This window comes from Vibrio sp. V01_P9A10T6 (genome assembly GCF_963877065.1).
In the GTDB taxonomy this organism is placed as follows: Bacteria; Pseudomonadota; Gammaproteobacteria; order Enterobacterales; family Vibrionaceae; genus Vibrio; species Vibrio anguillarum.
Genome location: NZ_CAWNTB010000036.1, coordinates 1 through 8,332 on the forward strand (window position 1 = coordinate 1; position 8,332 = coordinate 8,332).

Genomic DNA, 8,332 nt, shown 5'->3' on the forward strand with positions numbered 1-8,332 from the left:
TTTTTAATAATTAGAGTTAAATTGTGATTTGAATCTCTTTTTTATTAAAAGTTAAAATTCAAAAAGTATGATGTTGATCGCTTAAGTCTTGTTGACAAGTTGTATTTTTGTTTTTTGTTGTAAATTTACATGTCAATTTAATGACCATGATCACGAAGAAATGATTTGTAAGCTAGGATTTATGAGGGGCTGATCACGAAAAACCCGTCGTCAGTTCCAGAATGAAATTGTGTGGTAAATTGATTGTGTACTAAGCAATCAACGGTTTTTCGCAGAACCGTTACAACAACAATATTCATCAGAACATCGAACGGGGAATCCACATGATATCACCAGATGCAAAGATCAAGATACAAAATTTTGGTCGCTTCTTATCTAACATGGTTATGCCAAACATTGGCGCGTTTATCGCGTGGGGCTTTATAACCGCACTATTTATCCCAACAGGTTGGCTACCGAATGAAACGTTAGCATCTATGGTTGGGCCGATGATTACTTACTTATTACCACTGCTGATTGGCTACACGGGTGGTAAATTGGTTGGTGGAGAACGTGGCGCTGTTGTCGGTGCCATCACCACAATGGGTGTGATTGTCGGAACAGATATCCCCATGTTCATGGGAGCCATGATGGTTGGCCCTATGGGTGGTTGGGCGATCAAAACCTTTGACCAACGTGTTGAAGGTAAAGTAAAAAGCGGTTTTGAGATGTTGGTAAACAACTTCTCGGCAGGCATTATTGGTATGCTTGGCGCAATCTTGGCGTTTTACCTTATTGGGCCATTTGTCAAAGTGCTCTCTGGTGGTTTAGCGGCAGGCGTAAATTTCCTAGTTTCAGCACACCTTTTACCACTCACCTCTATTTTTGTTGAACCCGCGAAGATCTTGTTCCTTAACAACGCGATTAACCACGGTATTTTCTCACCGTTAGGTATTCAACAAGCCAGTGAAATGGGGCAGTCAATCTTCTTCTTAATTGAAGCAAACCCTGGCCCTGGTCTCGGTATTTTGTTGGCTTACATGGTGTTTGGTAAAGGTACAGCACGTCAAACAGCTGGTGGCGCTTCCATCATTCACTTCTTCGGCGGCATCCATGAGATTTATTTCCCATACATACTGATGAATCCACGTCTGATTCTTGCAGCGATTGCTGGTGGTATGACAGGGGTGTTCATTTTGACTCTCTTCAATGCAGGTATTGTTTCTCCAGCGTCTCCTGGCTCTATCTTTGCAGTGCTACTGATGACACAGAAAGGATCGATTGTTGGCGTATTATGCTCAATATTTGGTGCGGCAGGTGTGTCCTTTACCGTTGCGTCATTATTGATGAAAGCACAGAGCAGCACCGAGGAAGAAGGTGATGAAGCGGCGTTAGAAAAAGCCACATCACAAATGAAAGAGATGAAATCGAGCGCAAAGGGCAATGTGACGACGGCTTCTCAAAAAAGCAATATTGATTTAGCCAACGTGAAAAGCATTATTGTTGCTTGCGATGCGGGTATGGGTTCAAGCGCAATGGGCGCAAGCATGCTGCGTAAAAAAATCAAAGATGCGGGTTTAGCGATTCACGTCACTAACCTTGCCATCAATAGTTTGCCGGAGAACGCAGAAATCGTGATTACTCATAAAGACCTGACTGGCCGCGCACGCACACATGCACCCAGTGCACAGCATATTTCACTGAGCAACTTTTTAGACAGTGAAATGTACAACCAGCTTGTGACTAAGCTTTTGGCAGCTCAACGCCCTAAGGCGGCGAATGATAGCGATGTGGTTAAAGTATCCATCCTCGCTGCGAATGACGACAGCTTTGAAATTCAAAAACCGTCCGTTTTTCAAATCCAAAAAGAAAACATTCACTTAGGTTTGAATGCCGCTAATAAAGAAGAAGCCATTCGTTTCGCTGGCAATAAGTTAGTTGAGCTTGGCTATGCGGAGCCTGAGTATGTTGATGCCATGTTTGAACGTGAGAAAATGGTATCCACTTATCTTGGAGAATCGATTGCCGTTCCTCATGGTACCGTCGCCGCCAAAGACCGTGTGATTAAAACGGGTATTGTGATTTGCCAATATCCTGCTGGTGTGCAGTTTACGGACGACCAAGATGGCGTAGCGAAACTGGTTATCGGTATTGCCGCCAAAAATGATGAACATATTCAAGTTATTACCACCATTACCAACGCACTCGATGAGCCTGATGCTATCGAGAAGCTCACCTCAACCAGAGACGTGAGCGATATCTTGGCCATCCTATCGGGTAACCAAGCAGCGTAACGCTTTTGCTCCTGAGGCAAAACGAGGTCGGCTGTTCCCCTATACTGCTGACCTCACCTCAATTGAAGCATTAAGCGCTCTTTTCTCTTTTAGATAAGTTTTTGGTAGGTAAGATTATGAAAAATGCAGTACATTTTGGCGCGGGTAACATTGGTCGTGGTTTTATTGGTAAATTATTGGCCGATGCAGACATTGAAGTGACTTTTGCCGATGTCAATGAACCTTTGGTCGATCAATTGAGTCATCGTCAAGAATACAAAGTAAAGGTAGTGGGTTCTGAGTGCAAAATTGATACTGTCACTCATGTCACTGCGGTGAATTCAGCCAGTGATGATGTGATTGATCGCATTGTAAAAACGGATTTAGTTACTACAGCTGTCGGCCCTGCAGTGCTTGATATCATTGCGAAAACGATCGCCAAAGGCATCACCAAAAGATTTGAAGCGGGCAATGAGCAGCCACTCAATGTGATCGCTTGTGAAAACATGGTTCGCGGTACAACACACCTGAAAGGCGAAGTGTATAAATATCTAGACCTATCGCTGCATGCTAAAACCGATGAGTTAATTGGTTTTGTCGATTCCGCGGTGGATCGCATTGTGCCACCTGTCGAAGCCGCGAACGATGACCCGTTGGCCGTGACGGTTGAAAGTTTCAGCGAATGGATTGTTGATGAACAGCAATTTAAAGGTGAGATCCCCAACATTGAAGGGATGGAAAAAACCAATAATCTGATGGCTTTTGTTGAGCGTAAACTTTTCACTCTAAATACTGGGCACTGCATTACCGCCTATTTGGGTTGTTTGAGTGGTCATAAGACGATTCGTGAAGCGATTGAAGATCCTGCAATTCGTCAGCAAGTGAAGCAAGCCATGCATGAAAGCGGTGAAGTACTCATTCGTCGTTACGGTTTTGACCCTGAATTGCACGCCGCTTATATCGAAAAAATATTGAGCCGCTTTGCCAACCCATATTTGGTGGATGAAGTGGATCGCGTTGGTCGTCAGCCAATACGAAAATTAGGCCCCAATGATAGATTAATCAAGCCATTACTCGGTACAATCGAGTACGGTGTTGAAAACAAAACGCTATTGAAAGGGATTGCGGCGGCCCTTAAATATACCAACTACAGCGATCCTCAAGCAGTCGAGCTTCAAACATCATTGAACCAATATGGCGTATGTAAAACACTAGCCCATTACACAGGGTTAGATGAGCAGAGCGAGCAGGTTAAGCAAATTGAAGCGATCTACAAACAGCTTTAATCACATAAATACTTTGGAGGGCGCTAATGCCCTCCCTTTATAACAACAATTAGTACAGCGTATGGCAGATAGAATTAACGAAAGCGATATAATTGAACGACTGAATAGTGCCCATTCGGTGCGCGGATTCTTTATTACGACGGTTGAAGTGTTCAATGAGGCGATTGACGCATTAATGCAACGCATTTTTCGCAAAGATAACTTCGCTGTCCAATCAGTAGTTGGCCCTCTATTGCAAGATTCTGGACCACTCGGCAACTTGTCTGTCAGGCTAAAACTGCTGTTTGGCCTTGGGGTATTACCTGATGATGTTTACCACGATATTGAAGATATAATCAAACTGCGTAATCAACTCAACAGTGATGGTGCTGAATACGAGTTCACCGACCCGAAAATTTTGGTGCCGATAAAAAAGCTCCATTTGGTGGCCAAAATGGGCATGGTGCAGTTGGAAGTATTGGAGCCGGATGGCGACATTGAACTGGATTTTTACCAGCTTCAACTTCAGCGTCAGCAACAAATCATCAAATCCGGGCTCTCATTGGCGATTGTCGAAATTTGCAATGAGCTGAACAAAGAGAGCCCATTTTAACCTCATCCCAGACAGGCAAGGATTGCCTTTTCACTGAGTTCTACACCTCCCTTTTTAATCTTCTTGTGTTAGCCTAACCTTCATCTAACGAAAAGAGATTTGATGATGAAAATTGGCATTATTGGTCTAGGTGATATCGCGCAAAAGGCGTATCTTCCGGTCATCACACAGCGCCCAGATTTAGAATTGGTATTTTGTACTCGTAATTCAGCTCTTGTTACGCAACTAGCGCAGCGTTACCGCATTTCAGAGAATTGCACGGATTATCGAGAGCTACTTGGCTATAACGTTGATGCGGTTATGATCCATGCGGCGACCTCGGCTCACCCTCAAATCGCCCAATTTTTCCTTGAACACGGAATTCCAACCTTTGTTGATAAGCCGCTAGCCGACAGCGCAAGCGCCTGTGAAATGTTGTATGATCTTGCAGAAAAGCATCGTCAACCTTTGTATGTGGGGTTTAATCGCCGTCATATTCCGCTCTATAACCAACACCTAAATGCAGTGCAAACTGGTAATAGAAGCGACTTACGTTCGCTTCGTTGGGAAAAGCACCGCTATGATCTGCCCGGTGATGTGCGCACCTTTATCTTTGATGATTTTATCCATCCGCTAGACAGCGTAAACGTGAATGCTAAAGCCACATTGGATGATGCTTATATTACCTACCAGCAGCATCAAGGTCAGTTATCCCGCTTGGATGTTCAATGGCAACACGGCGAAAGTTTGCTGCATGCCTCAATGAATCGCCAGTTCGGGATAACCGCTGAGCGAGTCAGCGCGAGCTTTGTGAATGAAGGTTTTGAGTTTGATTCGTTTACACAAGGAAAACGTTGGCATCAAGGGCAAGAGCAAGCCCTTAGTCTAAAAGATTGGACGCCAATGCTGACCAGCAAAGGCTTTAGCGCCATGATTGACGATTGGATTGGCGTGATAAACAGCGGAAAGCTGGCTTCAGAAGTGGTGGCACGTAACTTGGCCTCACACCAGCTGGCAGAGGCGTTGTGTCATTATATTGCGAAGCAAATTCGTTAAAACAAAGCGTGATTGAGTAGTAAGTGGACACCAATACTTGCGGCGTAGCCTGTTGCAATAATCGGTGTCCATTTTAGATGGCCTACAAAGGTGTATTTGCCGTGTGCAGCGCCCATCAGAGCCACTCCAGCGGCTGAGCCAATCGAGAGTAAACTGCCGCCGACGCCCGCTGTTAATGTGACGAGCAGCCAGTTTCCGGTGGACATATCGGGTCCCATCGTCAGTACTGCAAACATGACGGGAATGTTATCGACAATCGCCGAAAGAAACCCAATCATCACGTTTGCCCATATGGGGTTCCATTGGCTATACATCACTTCCGAGATCATGCCTAAATAACCCAGTAAGCTTAGCCCTCCTACGCACATGACCACCCCGTAGAAAAACAGTAGCGTATCCCATTCGGCGTGTGAAACTCGCTTAAAGACATCGAATGGCACTACAGAGCCAATACGTTTTAGGGCGGCTTCGTCATTATTTGCAATCGCAATTACGGTTTTTTTTGCCAGCGAAGTAGGTAAGGTTTTCCTGAGGAAGTAGCCAAAAAATTGTAAGTAAGCAAGCCCCATCATCATGCCTATAACGGGTGGAAAGCCCACCACAGCATGGAATGCTACGGCGGTAGCAATGGTTAACATGAAAAGTACGACAATACGGCGGGCTCCACGTTTAAGCTCGACATGTTCATGCAGGGTGGTTGGCTTTTCCTTGGGCAGGAAAAACGACATTAGCAATGCCGGAACAAGGTAGTTGATCACAGAAGGGAGAAACAGAGAAAGGAACTGTGAAAATGGCACATGGCCTGCTTGCCAAACCATTAAGGTGGTGATGTCTCCAAAAGGGCTAAAAGCGCCTCCGGCGTTAGCCGCTACGACGATATTAATACAAGCAATGTTGATAAAACGTGGGTTGTTTCCTGCCACTTTTAGTACGACAGCGCACATCAACAGCGCGGTGGTTAGGTTATCGGCAATTGGTGAGATGAAAAATGCAAGTAGCCCCGTGATCCAAAAAAGAGCACGAAAATCAAAACCTTTTCCCACCATCCACGCTTGTAATGCATCAAATAATCGCCGCTCTTCCATTGCACTGATGTAGGTCATCGCGACTAACAGAAACAGCAATAATTCGGCGTATTCCAGCAAATTATGCTCTAGCGCGTTTTTGGCAATCTCGGTTAATTCATACTGCTGATAAACATAACCAATCATGGCCCAAATTAAACCAGCTGCAAGTAACACAGGTTTAGACTTTCGTAGCTTAAGGTACTCCTCCATCATGACCAACGTGTATGCCAGAGTAAAAATGACTAAAGAGGCATAACCAATCGTTGAGTGTGTTAGATCTAACGAATCGATATCGTTAGAGGAAGCGAGAGCGACTGAAGGAAAGAGTAAAGTGCAGAACAAAAGAAGCCATGTGCGTCGAGGTATCATTGTGTTCACTCCTAGAAAGTTAGGCTGATAAAATTCTAGATCTATTGAAGATAGTTCGGTGTGAGATAGCTCTGATCTGCTTGATTTTTAATCTTATTCTTGACCTGTAAAGCGAATAAAGAAAAACCCTGTAGCAATAGCGACAGGGTTTGATTTTGATGAGTGGAAGTGAAGAAAGTTAGGCTTGAGCTTTTGCTAAATGAACTTCTTCTTCTTTCACGCCAGCTTGTGGATCATTAAAGCGAGCTTCATCTAACGCGCCTTCTGTTTTCGCCACAATAAGAGTCACACAGCTATCACCAGTAATATTGACCGCGGTGCGGATCATATCTAATAAGCGGTCAACACCCATAATCAAAGCAATACCTTCTAGTGGCAAGCCGACTTGGTTTAGCACCATCGCTAGCATGACAAGACCAACACCCGGAACGCCTGCTGTACCAACAGAGGCTAGTGTTGCCGTGAGGATGACCATCACGTAGTCACCCATGGTTAGGTCGATATTGAACGCTTGGGCAATAAATGCTGTCGCAACGCCTTGCATGATCGCTGTGCCATCCATGTTAACGGTCGCACCTAGCGGAATGGTGAAAGAAGCTATCTTGTTATCAACCCCTAAGCGGTTTTTAGCCGTTTCCATGGTGACGGGTATAGTCGCATTGGAAGAGGCTGTAGAGAAAGCGAACATAATGGCATCTTCCATTTTACGGAAGAAGGTGATTGGACTTAAACCAGTAAAGCCTTTCAACATCAAACTATAGGTGACAAAACCGTGTAGCAGCAGGGTAACCGTCAGTACTACGAAGTATTCTGCGAGGTTCAAAATGGCACTTAAACCAAGGCTGGTGAACAGTTTTGCCATCAGGAAAAATACGCCGTATGGAGCAAGGTTCATCAACAAGGCGACTAGTTTCATAATAACTTCGTTCAAGTCATTAAAAACGCCCGCAATACGCTCGCCCGGTTTACCCGCGGCACTGATGGCTATGCCAAATAGTACTGCAAAGACGATGACCTGCAGTGTTTTACCTTCTGCCATCGCGCTGATTGGGTTGGTCGGGAACATATCAATAAACACTTGGCCCAAAGAAGGGGCTTGCGCAGATTGGAATGAGCTTGCTGCGGTTAAATCGGCTCCGGACCCCGGTTGAAACACAGTGCCCATTGTTAGTGCCAGTGTGATGGCAATCGCAGTGGTTGCGATGTAAAAGGCTAGGGTTTTACCACCCATGCGGCCAAGTGTGGTGAGATCTTTCAGTGAGCTCGTACCACAAACGAGAGAAACAAACACGAGGGGTACAACTAACATTTTTAAGCTGGCGATAAAGATTTTTCCGCCAACATCGAATAAGCCGTTAACGATATACGCGTCAACAAATCCGTTTTCAGCAAATAAGGCTCGAATGGCAAAGCCAGTCAAAATACCCGCTACCATACCTAAAATAACACGGCCGGTAAGCGACATCGGTTTTTTGGTATTCATTGTGAACACTCCTTTATTTTATGCACTTCGACATCATTTCAAAGCGTGCCGCAGGTTAGCAGGGCTGAGTGCAAATCAAAAAGTAAAATAATGTTAACGGTTAATTGCTGTGATCTTTATCACTTAAAATCGCCCATCCTTTACGTTTTAATAACCTATTTTTGGTTTTAAATTTTTATTTTTTATCATTTGGCAACACATGAGTCTTTTGTGTTAACAAATATCACTATTCTCATCTAATGGTAATT

General features: G+C 44.6%; 6 protein-coding genes. 4 read left to right on the plus strand and 2 right to left on the minus strand.

The window, feature by feature from the left end; genetic code table 11:
• Positions 1-323: 323 nt before the first annotated feature.
• The 4 genes from AACQ21_RS02290 (at position 324) to AACQ21_RS02305 (ending at position 5,165) form a co-directional block, all read left to right on the plus strand.
• Entirely contained in the window at positions 324-2,273 is a 1,950-nt protein-coding gene (locus AACQ21_RS02290; RefSeq protein ID WP_019283047.1) for a PTS mannitol transporter subunit IICBA, read from the plus strand.
• A gap of 116 nt (positions 2,274-2,389) precedes the next feature.
• Positions 2,390-3,538, plus strand: a complete 1,149-nt coding sequence (locus AACQ21_RS02295; RefSeq protein ID WP_105977407.1) for a mannitol-1-phosphate 5-dehydrogenase — start codon at positions 2,390-2,392, stop codon at positions 3,536-3,538.
• A 61-nt stretch (positions 3,539-3,599) separates the two neighbouring features.
• On the plus strand, positions 3,600-4,130 hold the full coding sequence (locus AACQ21_RS02300; protein ID WP_010319258.1) for an MltR family transcriptional regulator: 531 nt from the start codon (positions 3,600-3,602) through the stop codon (positions 4,128-4,130).
• A gap of 105 nt (positions 4,131-4,235) precedes the next feature.
• Positions 4,236-5,165: a Gfo/Idh/MocA family protein gene (locus AACQ21_RS02305; protein ID WP_181185589.1), complete on the plus strand. Its 930-nt coding sequence runs from the start codon at positions 4,236-4,238 to the stop codon at positions 5,163-5,165.
• Here AACQ21_RS02305 and nhaD read toward each other — a convergent pair.
• A complete protein-coding gene (gene nhaD, locus AACQ21_RS02310; protein ID WP_105977409.1) occupies positions 5,162-6,610 on the minus strand; it encodes a sodium:proton antiporter NhaD in 1,449 nt (482 codons plus the stop codon). The genes AACQ21_RS02305 and nhaD overlap by 4 nt on opposite strands.
• A 169-nt stretch (positions 6,611-6,779) precedes the next feature.
• Positions 6,780-8,084, minus strand: coding sequence for a dicarboxylate/amino acid:cation symporter (locus AACQ21_RS02315; RefSeq protein ID WP_029189696.1), 1,305 nt, complete (start codon positions 8,082-8,084; stop codon positions 6,780-6,782).
• Positions 8,085-8,332 lie beyond the last annotated feature (248 nt).

What these genes read in the sequence shown, in the direction of transcription:
- AACQ21_RS02300 (WP_010319258.1), top strand. Translation starts at nt 3,600, where the DNA reads ATGGCAGATAGAATTAACGAAAGCGATATAATTGAACGACTGAATAGT.
- AACQ21_RS02295 (WP_105977407.1), top strand. Translation starts at nt 2,390, where the DNA reads ATGAAAAATGCAGTACATTTTGGCGCGGGTAACATTGGTCGTGGTTTT.
- AACQ21_RS02305 (WP_181185589.1), top strand. Translation starts at nt 4,236, where the DNA reads ATGAAAATTGGCATTATTGGTCTAGGTGATATCGCGCAAAAGGCGTAT.
- AACQ21_RS02290 (WP_019283047.1), top strand. Translation starts at nt 324, where the DNA reads ATGATATCACCAGATGCAAAGATCAAGATACAAAATTTTGGTCGCTTC.
- AACQ21_RS02315 (WP_029189696.1), bottom strand. Translation starts at nt 8,084, where the DNA reads ATGAATACCAAAAAACCGATGTCGCTTACCGGCCGTGTTATTTTAGGT.